This window comes from Streptomyces sp. S186 (assembly GCF_051603415.1).
Lineage (GTDB): Bacteria > Actinomycetota > Actinomycetes > Streptomycetales > Streptomycetaceae > Streptomyces.
On the sequence record NZ_CP193932.1, the window covers coordinates 2,822,468 to 2,837,303 of the forward strand.

At 74.2% G+C, this 14,836-nt stretch carries 11 protein-coding genes; 5 read left to right on the forward strand and 6 right to left on the reverse strand.

Going from position 1 to position 14,836, the window contains the following annotated elements:
• Positions 1–57: 57 nt before the first annotated feature.
• Positions 58–555, reverse strand: a complete 498-nt coding sequence (locus ACRAS8_RS11610) for a roadblock/LC7 domain-containing protein (RefSeq protein ID WP_438485861.1) — start codon at positions 553–555, stop codon at positions 58–60.
• Positions 552–3,725 carry a nitrate- and nitrite sensing domain-containing protein gene (locus ACRAS8_RS11615; protein ID WP_438485862.1) on the reverse strand — a complete coding sequence of 1,058 codons (3,174 nt, stop codon included), beginning with the start codon at positions 3,723–3,725 and terminating at the stop codon, positions 552–554. The genes ACRAS8_RS11610 and ACRAS8_RS11615 overlap by 4 nt, the downstream gene beginning before the upstream one ends.
• 618 nt (positions 3,726–4,343) lie before the next feature.
• On the opposite strand from ACRAS8_RS11615, the gene ACRAS8_RS11620 reads away from it, so the two are divergent.
• The gene (locus ACRAS8_RS11620; protein ID WP_438485863.1) at positions 4,344–5,189 is read left to right on the forward strand and encodes a hypothetical protein; all 846 of its coding nucleotides are present in this window, start codon (positions 4,344–4,346) and stop codon (positions 5,187–5,189) included.
• A 305-nt stretch (positions 5,190–5,494) separates the two neighbouring features.
• Here the strand turns inward: ACRAS8_RS11620 and ACRAS8_RS11625 are convergent, their stop codons facing one another.
• Entirely contained in the window at positions 5,495–5,986 is a 492-nt protein-coding gene (locus ACRAS8_RS11625; protein WP_438485864.1) for a MarR family winged helix-turn-helix transcriptional regulator, read from the reverse strand.
• Between the two features lie 332 nt (positions 5,987–6,318).
• On the opposite strand from ACRAS8_RS11625, the gene ACRAS8_RS11630 reads away from it, so the two are divergent.
• The gene (locus ACRAS8_RS11630) at positions 6,319–7,173 is read left to right on the forward strand and encodes a lysozyme (RefSeq protein WP_438485865.1); all 855 of its coding nucleotides are present in this window, start codon (positions 6,319–6,321) and stop codon (positions 7,171–7,173) included.
• A gap of 89 nt (positions 7,174–7,262) precedes the next feature.
• Here the strand turns inward: ACRAS8_RS11630 and lon are convergent, their stop codons facing one another.
• From lon to ACRAS8_RS11645, 3 genes are all read right to left on the reverse strand, one after another.
• Positions 7,263–9,704 (reverse strand): endopeptidase La, encoded by a 2,442-nt coding sequence (lon, locus tag ACRAS8_RS11635; protein WP_438485866.1) that lies wholly within the window; start codon positions 9,702–9,704, stop codon positions 7,263–7,265.
• 173 nt (positions 9,705–9,877) lie between these two features.
• Positions 9,878–10,750 (reverse strand): pentapeptide repeat-containing protein, encoded by an 873-nt coding sequence (locus tag ACRAS8_RS11640; protein WP_438485867.1) that lies wholly within the window; start codon positions 10,748–10,750, stop codon positions 9,878–9,880.
• A 38-nt stretch (positions 10,751–10,788) separates the two neighbouring features.
• On the reverse strand, positions 10,789–11,751 hold the full coding sequence (locus tag ACRAS8_RS11645) for a rhomboid-like protein (RefSeq protein ID WP_438485868.1): 963 nt from the start codon (positions 11,749–11,751) through the stop codon (positions 10,789–10,791).
• A 205-nt stretch (positions 11,752–11,956) separates the two neighbouring features.
• Between ACRAS8_RS11645 and ACRAS8_RS11650 the strand changes: the two genes are divergently transcribed.
• The 3 genes from ACRAS8_RS11650 (at position 11,957) to ACRAS8_RS11660 (ending at position 14,672) form a co-directional block, all read left to right on the forward strand.
• Positions 11,957–12,718: a spermidine synthase gene (locus ACRAS8_RS11650; protein WP_438485869.1), complete on the forward strand. Its 762-nt coding sequence runs from the start codon at positions 11,957–11,959 to the stop codon at positions 12,716–12,718.
• Between the two features lie 83 nt (positions 12,719–12,801).
• Positions 12,802–13,542 carry a response regulator transcription factor gene (locus ACRAS8_RS11655; protein ID WP_018536131.1) on the forward strand — a complete coding sequence of 247 codons (741 nt, stop codon included), beginning with the start codon at positions 12,802–12,804 and terminating at the stop codon, positions 13,540–13,542.
• A complete protein-coding gene (locus tag ACRAS8_RS11660) occupies positions 13,539–14,672 on the forward strand; it encodes an ATP-binding protein (RefSeq protein ID WP_438485870.1) in 1,134 nt (377 codons plus the stop codon). The genes ACRAS8_RS11655 and ACRAS8_RS11660 overlap by 4 nt, the downstream gene beginning before the upstream one ends.
• Positions 14,673–14,836 lie beyond the last annotated feature (164 nt).

Sequence of the window (14,836 nt, forward strand, 5' to 3'; positions counted from 1 at the left end):
GCTCGACTCGCCCGGCCTCGTCCGCGCGCGGCACGCACCGCTCTTCGGTTCGCTCGCTCACTGGGCGTTCTCCATCGACTTGCGCAGTTCGGTGCGGAGTTCGGGGGTGAGGACGTGGCCGGCCCGGCCGACGAAGAGGGCCATGTGGTAGGCGATGGTGCTCATGTCGCAGTCGGGGGTGGCGTGCACGCCGAGCAGCGAGCCGTCGCTGATCGACATCACGAACAGGCTGCCCTCGTCCATCGCGACCATCGTCTGCTTGACCGTTCCGCCGTCCATCAGCTGCGCGGCCCCGTTGGTGAGGCTGCCGAGGCCGGACACGATGGTGGCGAGGTCGGCGCTGGAGCCCTGGGGGCCGGCGTCGCCGGCGTGCGCCATGGTGCCCGCCGCCGCCTGCTCGGGGTCGGAGGAGAGCAGCAGCAGACCGTCGGAGGAGACCACCGCGACCGAGTGGATGCCGGGCACCTCGTCGACCAGATTGCTCAGCAGCCAGTGCAGGTTACGTGCCTGGGAACTCAGTCCCTGTCCATGCGCCGTGGGCGCTTGCGCCTTCAATCGCGTGCCTCCTCGCCGGTATGGCTGTCTCCCGGGGCCCCCGCTCCGTCGGTGTCCTTCAGTGGGATGGTCTGCTCCGCGGTACGTTCCGCGATCTCGGCCGCCACCTCGCGGCGGCCCTCTCGCGCCCCTTGCTGGAATCCGCCGAGCCGGCGGCGCAGCTCCTCGGCGTTGGCCGCGCCGGTCCTGCGGGGCGCCGCGGACGCCTGCTTCTGCGCCACGTGCTTCGGGGTGCGCTTGGGCAGCCCGGTGCTGGTCCGGCGCGGTGGCCGGGGCGTGCCGGGTGCCGGCGCCTGGTGTTCCTCCCTCTGGGACGCCTGGCCCGGGAGAGTTGGTTCCGGGGCCGCGGCGGGCTCCGGGGCCGGGCGGGTGTGCTCGTCCGGCCCGATGGCGTACGGGTCGGCGACGGCGGGCGCCGGGGCGGCGTGCCGTCCCTTCCCGGGCGCCGGGACGGCCGGGGCGCCCTCGGCCGGGGACGCGCCCCCGGCCGGCGGCGGGGTCTCCCCGGGACGGGTGTGCTCGCCGGTGGTGCCGGCGGCGGTCCCGGCGGAGGCGTACGGGCCGGGCGACTGCGGTCCGTACGGGCTCGGTTCGGACTGCGCCGCGGACGCCGGTGCGGCGGGCGGCGCGGCCGGGCCCTGGGAGGGGGGCCGGGCCTGGGACGGGACGACCGGGGTGGCGGGTGCGGTGGATGCGGCCGGCTCCGTGGCTTCCACGGGTGCGGCGGGTTCCGCGTCCTCCGCCGCTTCCGCCGCCTCCGCCGGGTCCGGTGCCGCCAGCGGATCCGCTTCCTCGGCCCGTTCCGTCGCGTCCGCCCGTTCCGTCGCGTCCGTCTGTTCCGCCGCCTCCGCCCGTTCCGCCGCCTCCGCCCGTTCCGACGGTTCGGCTGCTTCCGCCGGTTCGGTTGCCTCCTCGGGGACCGGGTGGCCCAGCCCCGCCGCGTCGATCGCGCGCTCGGCCGCGGCGACGAACGGGTCGTCGGCCAGCCCGCGCCGGCCGGCCGTCCGCTGCTCGGGGACGGGCTCCGGAGCGGGCTCGGGAGCCGGGGCGGGCGCGGCCTCGGCCGCGGGGGCCGCCGGCGGCTCCGCCGGGTCGAGCCGGTTCGTCCGGGTCGGGAGGGTGTTGGAGTTGGCCTCCGCGACCGAGCCCGGGAGGGTCGGTACGGACGGCGCGCCCGTACTCGCCGAGCGGGCGGGCGGCACCGGCACCGGCGCCGGACGGTTCGGCAGGATCGAGCCGGGCAGTACGACGACGGCGGCGACTCCGCCCTGCTTGCGGTCGCGCAGCTGCACCCGCACGCCGTGCCGGGCGGCCAGCCGCACCACCACGTACAGGCCCAGGCCCAGCGCCTCGTCCACGGTCTCGGAGGTGGACGCGGCCTCGGCGTCCGCGAGCCGCTCGTTGACCTCGGCCAGCCGGTCCGCGGTCATCCCGATGCCCTCGTCCTCGACCGAGAGCATCAGCTCGCCGCTCTCCAGCAGCCAGCCGGACAGCTCGACATGGGCGTCCGGCGGGGAGAACGCGGTGGCGTTCTCCAGGAGTTCGGCGACCAGGTGGCTGAGGTCGTCGGCAGCGAACCCGGCGACCTGGGCGTGCGGCGGCAGCGAGGTGATCCGCACCCGCTCGTACCGCTCGATCTCGCTGACCGCGGCGCGCAGCATGTCCAGCAGCGGCACCGGCCCGGTGTGGCTGCTGCCGTGCTGTTCGGCGCCGGCCAGGACCAGCAGGTTCTCGCTGTTGCGGCGCATCCGCGCGGCGAAGTGGTCCAGCTTGAAGAGGGTGTCCAGCCGCTCCGGGTCCTGCTCGCTCTCCTCCAGGGACTCCAGGACGGCGAGTTGGCGCTCCACCAGGCCCAGGGTGCGCAGCGAGAGGTTGACGAACCGGCCGTGGACGCCGGTGCGCAGCACCGCCAGCCGCTCGTCGAGCGCGGCGACCTCCTCCTTGAGCACCTCCGTCTGCTCCTGGAGGGCCTCCCGCTCGGCGACCAGCCGCTGCCGCCCGCCGACCAGCCGCTTGCGCTCGCCCTCCCACTCGGCGGCGCGCCGGGCGGTGTCGACGGCCTGGGCGTGCAGCGCGTTGACGGACCGGACGGCGGCGGCGAACTCGTCGTTGCGGCCCTTGTAGTCGATGGGCTCCTCGTGGCCGGGGTCGGCCGCCAGCCGCTTGGCGCCGAGCCGCAGCGCTGCCAGCGGCTGGGTCATGGTGCGGGCGGCCCAGACGGCGGTGCCGACGGCCACCAGGAGGCAGAGGCCCTCCAGGCCGACGGCGATCTCCAGGGCCGTCACATCGTCGTCGCGCAGCGTGCCCAGGCGCTGGATCTCGGCGGTGGCGACGGCCGATTCGACACCCCGCATCAGGCCGACCCGGGCGGTCAGCGCGGCCTGCACCCGGCGCCGGCTGAGGGCCATGTCCCCGGCGTCGAGGAAGGGCTGGTCGGTGAGCTTGGTGACGTAGCGCTCGGCGGTGTCGACGTCGGTGCCGTTGACGGTGCGCTGGAAGCGGTCCCGGGCGCTCTGGCTCGCGATCTGGTGGAAGTCGCCGAGGGCGCCCTGCTCGCGGAGGTGGGCGACCTGCGCGGCGGCGGTCAGCCGGGGCTGGGGGCCGCCCGCCTTGAGTCCGGCCAGCAACAGCGCCCGGGTGCCGGCGGCCTGGTCGACGGCCCGGCCGAGGGCGGGCAGCGCCCGGGTGTCGGCGGCCCCGCCGTCGGCCCGCGCGGGCAGGCCGCGCGCGATGTCGTCGCTGATCGCGCCGAGCGCCGCGACGGCCTCGCTGTAGGCGTCGTAGACCTGGTCGGCGGTGGCGGGCCCGGAGAGCGCCGTCTGGCGGGTGTCGGGGAGCTGTTTGAGGAGCTTGTCGGCGGCGGCGAAGGCGCCGGTGTCGCCGGCCACGCCCTGGGCCTGGCCGCGCAGTTCGTCGATCTGCCGGTCGGCCCGGGCGCGCTGGTCGTCGGTGGGGGCCTCGGTGACGTTGCGGCCGGTGCGGCCGGCGGCGACGTACGCGGTCATCGCGTCGCGCTCGTCGGCGAGGGTGTGCGCGAGGGTGACGGCGTGTGCGTTCAGCCCGGCGAGGTCGACCAGGTGCTGGCTGTCGTGGGCGTTGCCGACGGCGGTCATCAGGGCGGGGGCGCCGGCTCCCAGGACGGCGACGGCGACCACGGCGACGGCTCCCATGAGCCGGTTGCGGACCCGCGCGGGACGCCGTCCCGAGCCGTCCGTGCCGCCGCCCGCGCCCGATCCCGCACCGGATCCCGTGCCCGGTACCGAGACCGGTCCGGCCGGTGACCCCGGCTTCCCTGCGCCGCCCCGAAGCCGCTTCTTCCGCACCGCTGCTCGCATTCCTACTCTCGCCTGCCCACGCCGTACCGGCGCCGCGGACCCCGTCCGCTCACCGTTCGCGGGGCGAGTCTGCGCGACGACCGCGACAGCGCACCGTTCCGCGAAAGGGGAACAGCCCGGCTCTGCGCGTCGCGACGAACGTCCCGACCACCCCGATTGCTCCGGGAATCGACCCTTCCATCGGCGCCGCGCAGTGACCCGGCAACACATGTCCGGCCACCTGAACGAGTGAACAACAATCGGAGTTTGGCCATCAACTTCCGTGCGGCGGCGGTTTCGTCCGCAACCTCGCGCAACCCCCCGATGGGTTTGGAGATGCGTGGCGGTCCTGAAAAGATGCGCGCCCGCATCCGGCCCCACGGCCCCCGAACCCCGTGGGCCCGCCGCCGCCCCTCGCCCGCCGCCACCCCCGGCCACCGCTCAATTCCGGCCACCTCCGGCAGACTTTCCGGCATGCGCATCGAACTCGCCACCGAGCCGGGCGACCCTCAACGCCCCAACGAGGACTACGTGTCGGTAGCCCTGCCGGCATCCGGGGAGGGCGGCTCCCTGGTCCTCCTGGACGGGGTGACCCCGCCCGAGGGGGACTGCGGCTGTGTCCATTCCGTGCCGTGGTTCACCGCGCGGCTCGGGGGTGCAATGCTCGAACTGTCGGTTTCACACCGCGATATGACGCTGACTGAGGCGCTCGCCGCCGCCGTCGCGAGAACGGCCGAAGCGCACCGCACCACCTGTGACCTTTCTCACCCTCGTACGCCGCAGGCAACGGTGGTCGCCGCGCGTTGGTCCCGGGAGACCGTGGAACACCTGGTGCTGTCCGATTCCGTGCTGCTCCTGGAGAAGACGGACGGCTCGGTGCATCCGGTACGGGACACCCGGCTCGACGACCTCCCGCCCGCGGTCCGCGACCGGCGCGCGGCGGTCCGCTCACTGCCCCGCGGCTCGGCCGAACGTGCCGCCGCGGCCCGGGAGTACGTCCGCGCGGTGGAGGCCCTGCGGAACGCCGAGGGCGGCTTCTTCACCGCGGCCGCCGACCCGTCCGTCGCGTCCCGCGCGCTCACCGGCACCACCCCGCGCGCCGCCATCCGCTCCCTGACGGCACTGACCGACGGCGCCGGCCGCTGGGTGGACGTCTTCCACGCCGGCTCCTGGACCGAGTGCGCCACCCTGGTCCGCAACTCCGGCCCCCAGACCCTGATCGACCGCGTACGGGCCCTGGAGACCGCGGACCCGGACTGCACCACCCACCCCCGGGGAAAGCCCCGGGACGATGCGGCGGTGATCCATGTGGAGCCGTAACACCACTGTGCGCGCCAACGGGAGCACCGGCGCAGGGCCCTGGGCCGGCACACCAACGACGGCAGGAGGGGCCGGGGGCGGAGGGGCGGCGTGTCGGGCTTCGCTTCCGGAGGAGCAATAAGAGAGCGAAGGCGGAGCGCAGCGGAGCGTCAAGCGCAGCAGTCCGGCAACAAGCCCCGGAGCCCCCGGACCCGGCACCACAGACGACCGGGGCCGGAGGCCAGCCGGGGCCAGGGGCTCGCACCCGGGCGCCCGGCGCCCGCCGCCCAAGCCCACCCCGGCAGGGGTGCAGGTCCAGGAGGGGGCTACCCCTCCTCCCCCTCCTGCTCCGCGTTCAGCCGATGCAACAACCGCGCCAGCTCCGCGACCTCCGCCCGCTCCCAGGAGGCGAGCCGACGGGCATAACGGGCGCGGCGCGCGGTACGGACGCGGTTGAAGCGCCCCCGCCCCTCGTCGGTGATCCGCACCAGCACCGCGCGCCCGTCGGCCGGATCCGGCGCACGGGCGACCAGCCCGAGCCGCTCCAGGGCGTGCAGTTGGCGGCTTATCGTCGCCTTGCCGACACCGAAGTACGCCGCGAGGTCGGTGGCGCGCTGGGCGCCGGCGTCGGCGAGCCGCACCAGCAGCCCGTAGGCGGCCGGTTCGAGGTCGGGGTGGACCTCACGGGCGAGTTCGCCGGAGGAGGCGCGGGCGCGGCGCAGGAATACCGCCAATTCGCGTTCCAGGGACAGGAATGCGGGGTCCACACCCATCGGCTCGCCATCCGGGGTGGTACCGCCGGCTCCGGTCTCGTGCACGTCAGCGCCCTTCCCGCGTTGTCCGCATGTCCAGCAATTCCCCCCGCCGTGTTCGCCCCGCGTTTCCGTCCGGCTGAAATTTTCTTTCCCGTCCGTGCGGAACCGCAGTTGGGCCAGTATTTCGCAGGATTAGACCAACGGCAGCCCGCGCCCCCCTTTTGCCACGGGGGTCTACGCGCGTACCGTCATTTCTGGCATGACCACACCAAGCATGTGGGCGCCAGCACGCCAGTACGCCCGTACCTCCCCCTCAAGGTCACTTCCCCACGAAGTCACCGCACCGAGATCCACCCAGATCCACTGAGATCCACCGAGATCCACGGAGGCAGTACATGCCCGTGCTCAGATCCGGCCCCCCGCACCGTTCCCCGCGCTCCCGCGCGCTCCTGGCCGGTGCCCTTCTCGCGACCGTCTCCCTCGTCGGCCTGCCCGGTACGGCCGGTGCCGCGTCCCCCCACCGCGCGCCCGAGCCCACCCACCCCGAACGCGACTGGGCCGGCTCCCAGATCGCCAAGCACGAGGGCACCAAGGCCGGCCCGCTGCCGCCGCCCTCGCTGACCGCGTCCGTCGAGGGCGTGGACGTCAGCAGCCACAACGGCAGCGTCGCCTGGTCGACGCTGTGGAACGGCGGCGTGAAGTTCGCCTACGTCAAGGCCACCGAGTCCACCAGCTACACCAACCCGTCCTTCGCGCAGCAGTACAACGGCTCCTACCACGTCGGCATGATCCGCGGCGCCTACCACTTCGCCACGCCCGACACCTCCAGCGGCGCGGCCCAGGCCAACTACTTCGTGGACCACGGCGGCGGCTGGTCCAAGGACGGCAGGACGCTGCCCGGCGCCCTGGACATGGAGTACAACCCCTACGGCTCGACGTGCTACGGGCTGAGCGCGACCGGACTGGTGAACTGGATGAAGGACTGGTTCGCCACCTACAAGGCGCGCACCGGCCGGGACGCCGTCATCTACACCTCCACCGGCTGGTGGAAGCAGTGCACCGGCAACTCCGGCGCGTTCGGCGCGGTCAACCCGCTGTGGGTGCCGCGCTACGGCTCCTCGGCCGGCGAACTCCCGGGCGGCTGGGGCTTCCACACCATCTGGCAGTACACCTCGACCGGCGCGACGGTCGGCGACCACAACAGGTTCAACGGCGCCTACGACCGGCTCCAGGCGCTGGCCAACGGCTGACGCGCCCGGAGGCCGGCCCGGGTCTCCCCCCCGGGCCGGCCTCCGCGGTCCGCGCCCCGTCCGCGCCGGGCGCCCCGTCCGCGCCGCGCCTACGCCGCGACCGGGAACTCCGGCCGCTGCCCGTTCGCCGCCGGCGTCAGGGCCAGCTCCAGCACCTGCCGGACGTCCGCCACCGGGTGCACCTCCAGCGCTTCGAGGACCTCGGCCGGGACGTCGTCCAGGTCCGGTTCGTTGCGCTTGGGGATGATCACGGTGGTGATGCCGGCCCGGAGTGCGGCCAGCAGCTTCTGCTTGACGCCGCCGATCGGCAGCACCCGGCCGGTGAGCGAGACCTCACCGGTCATCGCGACGTCCGGACGGACCGGGCGGCCCGACAGCAGCGAGGCCAGCGCGGTGGTCATCGTGATGCCGGCGCTGGGGCCGTCCTTGGGGATGGCGCCGGCCGGGATGTGCAGATGGACGCCGCGCTCCTTCAGGTCGCCCACCGGGAGCTCCAGTTCGGCGCCGTGCGAGCGCAGGAAGGACAGCGCGATGTGCGCCGACTCCTTCATCACGTCGCCCAGCTGGCCGGTCAGCCGCAGCCCGGAGGCGCCGGTCTCGGGGTCGGCCAGTGACGCCTCGATGTAGAGCACGTCGCCGCCGGCGCCGGTGACCGCGAGACCGGTGACGACGCCGGGCACCGCGGTCCGCCGCTCGGCCGGGTCCTGAGCCGACTCCGGGGTGTGGTGCGGACGCCCGATGAGCGGGCGCAGCGCGTCCGCGCCGACGGTGAACGGCAGCTCCTGCTCGCCCAGTTCGTGCCGGGCGGCCACCTTGCGCAGCAGCCTGGCGATCGAGCGCTCCAGATTCCGCACGCCCGCCTCGCGGGTGTACTCGCCGGCCAGCCTGCGCAGCGCGTCGTCGGCCACGGTCACCTCGCCGGGCGTCAGGCCGGCCCGCTCCAGCTGGCGCGGCACCAGGTGGTCCCGGGCGATGACGACCTTCTCGTCCTCCGTGTAGCCGTCCAGCCGGACCAGTTCCATCCGGTCCAGCAGCGGCTCCGGGATGGCCTCCAGGACGTTGGCGGTGGCCAGGAACACCACGTCGGAGAGGTCCAGTTCGACCTCCAGGTAGTGGTCCCGGAAGGTGTGGTTCTGCGCCGGGTCCAGCACCTCCAGGAGGGCGGCGGCCGGGTCGCCCCGGTAGTCGGAGCCCACCTTGTCGATCTCGTCGAGGAGCACGACCGGGTTCATCGAGCCGGCCTCCTTGACGGCCCGCACGATCCGGCCGGGGAGCGCGCCGACGTAGGTGCGCCGGTGGCCGCGGATCTCCGCCTCGTCCCGGACGCCGCCCAGGGCGACCCGGACGAACTTCCGCCCCATGGCCCGCGCCACGGACTCCCCCAGCGACGTCTTGCCGACGCCCGGCGGCCCGACGAGCGCCAGCACGGCGCCGCCGCGGCGCCCGCCGACCAGCCCGAGCCCGCGCTCGGACCGCCGCTTGCGCACGGCCAGATACTCGGTGATCCGCTCCTTGACGTCCTCCAGGCCCGCGTGGTCGGCGTCCAGGACCTCCTTGGCGCCGGCGATGTCGTAGGCGTCCTCGGTCCGCTCGTTCCAGGGGAGTTCCAGGACGGTGTCGAGCCAGGTGCGGATCCAGCTGCCCTCGGGGCTCTGCTCGCTGGCCCGCTCCAGCTTGTCGACCTCCTTCAGGGCCGCCTCGCGGACCTTCTCGGGCAGGTCGGCGGCCTCCACACGGGCGCGGTAGTCGTCGGACTCCTCGGCCGCGTCCTTGGAGTTCTCGCCGTTCAGCTCGCGCAGCTCCTTGCGGACGGCCTCCAGCTGACGGCGCAGCAGGAACTCCCGCTGCTGCTTCTCGACGCCCTCCTGGACGTCCTTGGCGATGGACTCGGCGACGTCCTGCTCGGCGAGGTGGGCGCGGAGCACCTCGGTGGCGTACTTCAGCCGGGCGACCGGGTCGGTGGTCTCCAGCAGCTGGAGCTTCTGCTCGCTCGTCAGGAACGGCAGGTACCCGGCGTTGTCGGCGAGCGCGGGGACGTCGTCGATGCCGGTGACGCGGTCCACGACCTGCCAGGCGCCGCGCTTGCGCAGCCAACTGGTGGCCAGCGCCTTGTATTCCGTGACGAGTTCGGCGACGGCTCCGGGAAGGGGGTCGGGGGCCTGCTCCTCGACGGTGGTGCCCTCCACCCAGAGCGCGGCGCCCGGGCCGGTGGTACCGGCGCCGATCCGGACCCGGCCCAGGCCCCGGATGAGGGCTCCCGGGTCGCCGTCGGACAGCCGTCCGACCTGCTCGATCCGCCCGAGCGTGCCGATCGCGGCGTACGTCCCGTCGATCCGCGGGACCAGCAGCACGCGGGGTTTGCCGCCCGACGGGGCGGCGGCCTGGGCGGCCTCCACCGCGGCGCGCACCTCGGCGTCGGACAGGTCCAGGGGCACCACCATGCCGGGCAGGACGACCTCGTCGTCGAGAGGCAGCACGGGCAGGGTGAGCGGTGTGGACTCCGTCGACCGAGCAGACGACTCAGCAGTCATGATCTCCCCTTCGGCAAGCAAGTTGAGCTTTACCCACTCAATGCTGAACACCCTGCGGTTGTTCCCCGGGGCGTGTTCGCTCTGAGCGATCGGGCCGCGGGCAGCAGCGAGCAACTCGGTTACGGGGCAAGGCGCGTGGGGGCGTGGGCACCGGCCGGAGGGGAAGGGCGGCGCTACCAGTGGCCGGGGCGGCGCAGGCCGCGCGGCAGCCTGGTGGTCGCGTCGCCCCGGGCGGCGTTCACCTGGGCCTGCGTCAGGAAGATGCTGCCGGTGAGATCGGCGCCGCGCAGATCGGCGTCCCGGAGGTCGGCGCCGATCATGTCCGCGGACCGCAGGTCGGCGCCCCGGAGGTCGGCCGCGATGAGATACGCCCCGCGCAGGTTCGCACCCCTGAGGTCGGCGTCCTTGAGCCGCGCCCCCATCAGGTCCGCGCCGCGCCGCTCCTTCTTCCGGCCCGGGACCTTCGCCCGGACCAGCTCGCTGACCCGCAGCAGCAGGACGTTGACCGCGCCGCGGTGGGCAGCCACGTCCAGCGCGGCCAGTTCCCCGGCGGTACCCAGGGTCAGCCGCTCGGTCTTCTCCAGGAGGGCGCGCAACTCGTCGCGTACCGGGCGGGCCGGGGGCAGCGCGACCGCCTCGGTCAGGTACCAGAGCAGTTCGTGGAGCTGGCGCATCACGGCGAACGCGTCGAACATCGGCCGGGCGGTCTCCGGCGCGCTCCGCCAGTCCCTCCCCTCGAAGGTGACCTGGGAGATCTTCTGCCCGGCGCCGAAGCACTCGAAGACCGTGCAGCCGGAGAAGCCGCGCTGCCGCAGGTCCCGGTGGACGCCGCAGCGGAAGTCGTCCTGGAGGTTCGGGCAGGGCCGCCCGGCCTCCTTGTCCAGGGCGAAGTCCGCCGACCGCGCGAACGGCAGCGCCACACAGCACAGGCCGAAGCAGTTCCCGCAGTCGGAGAGCAGCGGGAGCCGGGCGGCGTCCGGGCCCTCCGGGCTCTGCGGCGGGGCGGACGGACGGTCCCCGGCGGGGCGGCGGCGCTCGTGCGACACGGTTCTTCTCTGCTCCTGCGGCCGGCGGGGCCCTTTCGTCACGGCACCCGCGAAGACCTCCATTCTCCGCGACCGGCACCCGGCACGTCGTCCGGGAGGCCCCGCGGACGCGGCGCGGGACGCCCGTCGGACCCGCCCTGAGGCACCCGCTCCGCCCGCAGCGCCGGGTGGCCCAGGTCGCCCGGCAGCGGCGCGGGCCCGGTGCGCCGGCGCCGCCAGTGGTGGAGCAGCGGCCAGGCGGCGACACCCAGGGCGAGCGACAGCAGATGGCCCCAGTCGGTCATCGGGTCCACGTAGGCGAGCAGGCCGCTCAGCGCCTGGTAGCCGCCCGCGGCCAGCAGTGGCCAGCGCGCCCAGGCGGGCAGCAGTCCGGCGAGCGCCCCGAGGCAGGCCATCACACCGAAGCTGATGCCGTAGTCGAGGCGGTGCAGCGAGCTCTCCGGCAGTTCCCCGGCAGCGACCGAGAAGCCGACCGGCACCTCGGTGGCGAGGGTGGCCAGCGCGTGCCCGCCGAAGAACACCACGGCGGTGCGCACCCCGCCGATCCGCCGCTCCAGCGCGGTCAGCACGAAGAGGAAGGCGACGGCATAGCCCGAGACGACTCCGCCGGCGCTCCACAGGGCGCTGGCAACCAGCACCAGCAGCGGTGCCTGGGTGAGGTGCACCACGTCCGTACTGGAGCCCTGGAGCAGCGCGGACACCACGGAGGGGTCGCCGTGCTCCGCGTAGAGCGAGGTGGCCACGAGCAGCAGCGCGTAACAGAAGGTGAAGGGGGTGCCGGTGGGGGTGGGGAGCAGCCGCCAGAAGCGCGGGCCCGGCCGGCGGCGGTCGGCCGGCGCGGCCGATGGGGGCGGGCCGGCCGGGGCGGCCGGTGCGACCGGGGCGGCGTCCGCGGCCGCGCCCCCGCGCTGCCGGGGCACCCCGGGCAGCAGCACCGGAGCGCCCTCGCCCACCCCCTCCGTGGCCGGCGCGCCGCCGGCCGCCTCCACCGCACTCGCCATCGCCGGTCCCTTCCGCCACCCGCGCACTGTCCGCGGCCCACTCTGCACGGCCAACCCATGAGTCAGCTGTGTGAGTGATATCCCTCACACCCCTCAACCACCGTGCGACGCACCGCGTCCGGCGTGGCGGTCGCCGTGCCTGCCCCGGCACCCCCGCCCGCCGGCCCGTTGGACCGGGCCGCCCGGCGTTGGCCAAGATGGCCGCATGGCTCCCGTTCACTCCTGGCTTCCGAGCGCCGGCGACGAGCCGGCCGTACGCACCCTCGACCGCCGCGAGGGCCCCTACGGAGAGGTGGTGCTGCGGCAGCGGGGCCCGGCCGCCGACGGCCCCAACTCCCTTACGGGACACGGGGAGAGCGGCCCGGTGTACGAGATCATCGCCAACGGCTGCTTCCTCATGGACACCTCCGACGGCCGCTCCGAACGACTCCTGGTGGACGCCGCGCTGGCCGCCCTGCCGCCGGACCGCGCGGACCCGTCGGTGCTGATCGGCGGACTGGGCGTGGGCTTCTCGCTGGCCCGGGCCGCCGCCGAGCCCCGCTGGGGCCGGATCACCGTGGTGGAGCGGGAGTCGGCGGTGATCGACTGGCACCGCACCGGCCCGCTGGCGGCGGTCTCCGGGGCCGCCCTGGCCGATCCGCGCACCGAGATCCGGCACGCCGACCTGGTCGCGCACCTGCGCCCGGACGGGAGCCAACTCGCCTACGACGCCCTGTGCCTGGACATCGACAACGGCCCCGCCTGGACCGTCACCGAGGACAACGACAGCCTCTACTCCCCCGCCGGGCTGGCCGCCTGCCGGGACCGCCTGACCCCCGGCGGAGTGCTCGCCGTGTGGTCGGCCCAGCCGTCGCCGGAGTTCGAAAAGGCGCTGGGAAATGCCGGTTTCGAGGGTGTACGGACCGAAGAGATCCCCGTTGCCCGAGGAGTCCCGGACGTCGTCCACCTGGCGCTCCGGTCCGCGTAGGGCGCGTAGCCGACTGTCACATCATGCCCTTACGCTGCTGCCCAGCAAGACGCGACCACGCAGGGCACATGCAGGGGCGGGCGATGGACCAGACTCAGACAACCCAGGGCGGCACCACCGCGGCCACGCCGGGCGCCCAGCGCCGGGTCCTGGTCGTGGAGGACGATCCCACGATCGTCGAGGCCATCGCGGCCCGCCTGCGCGCCGAGGGCTTCCAGGTGCAGACGGCCACCGACGGCCCGGCTGCGGTGGACACCGCCGAGGCGTGGCAGCCGGACCTGCTCGTCCTCGACGTGATGCTGCCGGGCTTCGACGGCCTGGAGGTGTGCCGCCGGGTGCAGGCGCAGCGCCCGGTGCCGGTGATGATGCTCACCGCCCGCGACGACGAGACCGACATGCTGGTCGGCCTCGGCGTCGGCGCCGACGACTACATGACCAAGCCGTTCTCCATGCGGGAGCTGGCCGCCCGGGTGCACGTCCTGCTGCGCCGGGTCGAGCGGGCCGCGCTGGCCGCGCACACCCCGCGCAGCGGCATCCTGCGGCTGGGCGAGCTGGAGATCGACCACGCCCAGCGCCGGGTGCGGGTGCGCGGCACCGACGTCCACCTCACCCCCACCGAGTTCGACCTGCTGGTCTGTCTGGCGAACACCCCGCGCGCGGTGCTCTCCCGCGAGCAGCTGCTGGCCGAGGTCTGGGACTGGGCGGACGCCTCGGGCACGCGGACGGTCGACAGCCACATCAAGGCGCTGCGCCGCAAGATCGGCGCCGAGCGCATCCGCACCGTCCACGGCGTCGGCTACGCCCTGGAGACCCCGCCCGCATGACCGGCGGGCGGCGGCCGACTTCCGACGGGGTCCGGGCCCTGTGGGACCGGGTCTGGGAGGCGCTACGGCCGCTGGACCCGTACCGCTCGGTCAAGGCGGCGCTCGGCGCGCTGGTGATCGTGTCGGTGATCATCACCACACTGCTGGTGTTCGTGGCGATGCACTCGGCCACCGAGCTGCGGGTGATCACGGTCTTCTCGATCATCGCCTCGCTGCTGATCACCCAGTTCGTGGCCACCGGCCTGACCGCCCCGCTCGGCGAGATGACGGACGTGACGCGGTCGATGGCGCACGGCGACTACACCCGCCGGGTGCGCGCCGGCCGCCGCGACGAGTTCGGCGATCTCGCCGACGCCTTCAACCGCATGGCCGCCGACCTGGAGGCGGTGGACACCCACCGCAAGGAACTGGTCGCCAACGTCTCGCACGAGCTGCGCACCCCCATCGCGGCGCTGCGCGCGGTGCTGGAGAACGTCGTCGACGGGGTCTGCGAGCCCGACTCCGACACCATGCGGACGGCGCTGAAGCAGACCGAGCGGCTGGGCCGGCTGGTGGAGCACCTGCTGGACCTCTCCCGGCTGGACAACGGCGTGGTGCCGCTGCACGCCCGGCGCTTCGAGGTCTGGCCGTACCTCTCGGGGGTGCTCAAGGAGGCCAACATGAGCCGCGGCGCCGCCACCCTCTCCGGACTCGCCGGCTCCGGCACCCACACCCGTACCGACGTCCACCTCCACCTCGACGTCTCCCCGCCGGAGCTGACCGCGTACGCCGACGCCGAGCGGCTGCACCAGGTCGTGGCCAACCTCATCGACAACGCGATCAAGCACAGCCCGCGGCACGGCCGGGTCACGGTCCGGGCCCGGCGCGGCGACGGGCCGGAGGGCCTGGTGCTGGAGGTGCAGGACGAGGGCCCGGGCATCCCGGAGTCGGAGCGCTACCGCGTCTTCGAGCGGTTCAACCGCGGCGGTCCTGGCCCCTCGGGGCCGGGCACCGACGGCGGCACGGGGCTGGGCCTGGCGATCGCGCGCTGGGCGGTGGACCTGCACGGCGGGCGGATCGGGGTGGCCGAATCACCCCGGGGTTGCCGGATCCGGGTCACTCTTCCGGGGCAGGAGTCATCCCGGAGCTGACGCGGGCTGACGTAGGGTCGGTGGTAGGAGCACTCATTCCGGGGTGTTTCGGCGATGAGTGCTACCCGCACACGGGCAAACCCCGTGTGTTTCCCGCCATGTCAGGCCCTGAAACCCTTCGGTGAATGTGACGTGCGCGACGAGTGACCCTCCCGGACTGCACC

Excerpts from the sequence above, each read along its gene's own strand:
- ACRAS8_RS11650 (WP_438485869.1), top strand. The coding sequence starts at position 11,957 with ATGGCTCCCGTTCACTCCTGGCTTCCGAGCGCCGGCGACGAGCCGGCC.
- ACRAS8_RS11645 (WP_438485868.1), bottom strand. The coding sequence starts at position 11,751 with ATGGCGAGTGCGGTGGAGGCGGCCGGCGGCGCGCCGGCCACGGAGGGG.
- ACRAS8_RS11660 (WP_438485870.1), top strand. The coding sequence starts at position 13,539 with ATGACCGGCGGGCGGCGGCCGACTTCCGACGGGGTCCGGGCCCTGTGG.
- ACRAS8_RS11655 (WP_018536131.1), top strand. The coding sequence starts at position 12,802 with ATGGACCAGACTCAGACAACCCAGGGCGGCACCACCGCGGCCACGCCG.
- lon (WP_438485866.1), bottom strand. The coding sequence starts at position 9,704 with ATGACTGCTGAGTCGTCTGCTCGGTCGACGGAGTCCACACCGCTCACC.
- ACRAS8_RS11630 (WP_438485865.1), top strand. The coding sequence starts at position 6,319 with ATGCCCGTGCTCAGATCCGGCCCCCCGCACCGTTCCCCGCGCTCCCGC.
- ACRAS8_RS11615 (WP_438485862.1), bottom strand. The coding sequence starts at position 3,725 with ATGGGAGCCGTCGCCGTGGTCGCCGTCGCCGTCCTGGGAGCCGGCGCC.
- ACRAS8_RS11620 (WP_438485863.1), top strand. The coding sequence starts at position 4,344 with ATGCGCATCGAACTCGCCACCGAGCCGGGCGACCCTCAACGCCCCAAC.